General features: G+C 73.1%; 2 protein-coding genes. One reads left to right on the forward strand and one right to left on the reverse strand.

The genetic code is table 11. The features are described from left to right. Nucleotides 1-258: 258 nt before the first annotated feature. A complete protein-coding gene (locus DQW06_RS26530) occupies nucleotides 259-1,308 on the forward strand; it encodes an NAD(P)-dependent alcohol dehydrogenase (protein ID WP_013152725.1) in 1,050 nt (349 codons plus the stop codon). A gap of 346 nt (nucleotides 1,309-1,654) precedes the next feature. Here the strand turns inward: DQW06_RS26530 and DQW06_RS26540 are convergent. Continuing rightward, a partial coding sequence (locus DQW06_RS26540) for a DUF1177 family protein (protein WP_117199525.1) occupies nucleotides 1,655-2,177 on the reverse strand: 523 nt, incomplete at its 5' end.

Raw genomic sequence — 2,177 nt, forward strand, 5'->3', positions numbered from 1 at the left:
GCGGCCCGCCTCGGTCCCGGACCCGCCGGGCCCAGGGAGGCCGCCCTCCGGGAAAGGACGGCGAAGCACCGGAAGGGGGCACTGCCGTGACGGGCACTGACAGAACCTCCCAAACGCGTCGTCGGGGTGTTTGACTGCCGGAGGCGGCCGACGCGGCATGCGCGGCCGGCCGTCCCCGTCGACCCGTGCCCGAAGGGCTGACCGCGCCCTCGTACGGGGTTCGACGCGCGTCCAACACGAACTCTTCTGAGGAGATCCATGTCCCTCGTTCACGCCTACACGGCCTCGTCGGCGACCGCGCCCCTGGCGCCGGGCACGATCGAGCGCAGGGAGGTCGGCCCGAAGGACGTCCTGATCGACATCGCCTGGGCGGGGATCTGCCACTCCGACATCCACACCGTCCGCGGGGACTGGGGCGAGGTCCCCTACCCGTTGACCGTGGGGCACGAGATCGCCGGTGTGGTCGCCGAGGTCGGCTCCGAGGTCACCCGCCACAAGGTCGGCGACCGGGTGGGAGTGGGCTGCATGGTCGACTCCTGCCGGGAGTGCGCGAACTGCCTGGCCGGTGTGGAGCAGTACTGCCTGCGCGGGTTCACCGACACCTACAACGGCACCGACCGGGACGGGACCGTGACCCAGGGCGGGTACTCCCAGCGCATCGTCGTGGACGAGCACTTCGCGCTGCGCGTCCCCGAGGCCATCCCCTTCGAGAAGGCCGCACCGCTGCTGTGCGCGGGGATCACCACCTACTCGCCACTGCGCAACTGGAACGCCGGGCCGGGCAGGAAGGTCGCCGTGGTCGGGCTGGGCGGCCTCGGGCACATGGCGGTCAAGCTCGCCCACGCCATGGGGGCGGAGGTGACGGTGCTCTCGCAGAGCATGAAGAAGCGCGAGGACGGGCTGCGGTTCGGCGCCGACCACTACCACGCCACCAGCGACCCGGACACCTTCGAGCGGCTGGCCAACACCTTCGACCTGATCGTCAACACGGTCAGCGCGCCCATCGACCTGGACGCCTACCTGAACCTGCTGGCCCTGGACGGCGCGATCGTGAGCGTGGGCGCGCCGCCGGAGCCGGTGGCGGTGACGCTGTTCACGCTGTTCGAGAACCGCCGCTCGTTCGCCGGTTCCAAGATCGGCGGTATCGCCCAGACCCAGGAGATGCTGGACTTCTGCGCCGAGCACGGCATCGCCCCCGAGGTCGAGATCGTCCGCGCCGACCAGATCAACGAGGCATGGGAGCGGGTGCTCGCCTCGGACGTGCGGTACCGGTTCGTCATCGACGCCTCGACCCTGGGCGGTGCCTGACCGCCCCGAGGGCCCGAGCACGGCGGGCCCCGCCGCTCCCCTGCGCGAGGGGGTCGGCGGGGCCCGTCCCGTCTCCCACCTGCGGCGGGGTCAGCCGGGGTACGTACGGCGGGCCGCGTCGACCCCCTGGCTCCGCCCGCGACGCGACAGCGCCGACCCCCGGGCGCAGGCGTCGCGGTGGGCGTCCCCACCGGGCGGGGACCTCGCCGCGCCGACCAGCCGGGCCGGGTCCGGCGCCGGCGACCGGTCCGGGCCCGTGCCGTGCCCTGCCGGGGAACGGGGAACGCCGTCCCGCCCCGCGGCCCGGGCGGGACGGCGTCCCCCGAGACCTCCGAGGCTCAGCGCCTCAGGAGGCGGCGGACTCGCCCGCGCCGCGCAGGTGGGACATGCTCCCGTACAGCTCCTGGAGCCGCCGCACCTCGTCGGCGTCGACGAAGCGGGCGATGCCGCGGCCGTAGTCCTTCGCGGTCTCGATGACGAACCGGACCGCGCTCTCCACGCTGCGCAGGTCCGTGGCGCCGGTGGCCGACCCGGCCACGGCCTCCTCGGTCACGATGGCCACGCCCACGACCGGGGCGCTGGTGGCCGTGGACGGCTGCAGGATCGAGTTCACGTGGTAGACGCCGTTGCCGTACGGGGTGATGTCCTGCATGGTCAGCGGCATGACGACCGGGGCGCGGCCGGTGGTGCGGGAGACGATGTCGAGCAGGCTCTCCGGGACCCGCACGATCCACCCGTCGACGACGGCCGGGGTGATGGCGATGCCGTGGTGGTTGCAGATCCGGTTGCCCTTGGTGGTGTCCACGGACAGGATCGCGTCCATCGCGGGCAGGACCTCGTGCCGGTTGCTGACGTCCTGGTCCACGACC

The organism is Nocardiopsis sp. TNDT3 (genome assembly GCF_003427465.1).
GTDB lineage: Bacteria > Actinomycetota > Actinomycetes > Streptosporangiales > Streptosporangiaceae > Nocardiopsis > Nocardiopsis dassonvillei.

Bases quoted from the DNA above. Each gene is read 5' to 3' on its own strand.
- DQW06_RS26530 (WP_013152725.1), top strand. From the start codon at position 259: ATGTCCCTCGTTCACGCCTACACGGCCTCGTCGGCGACCGCGCCCCTG.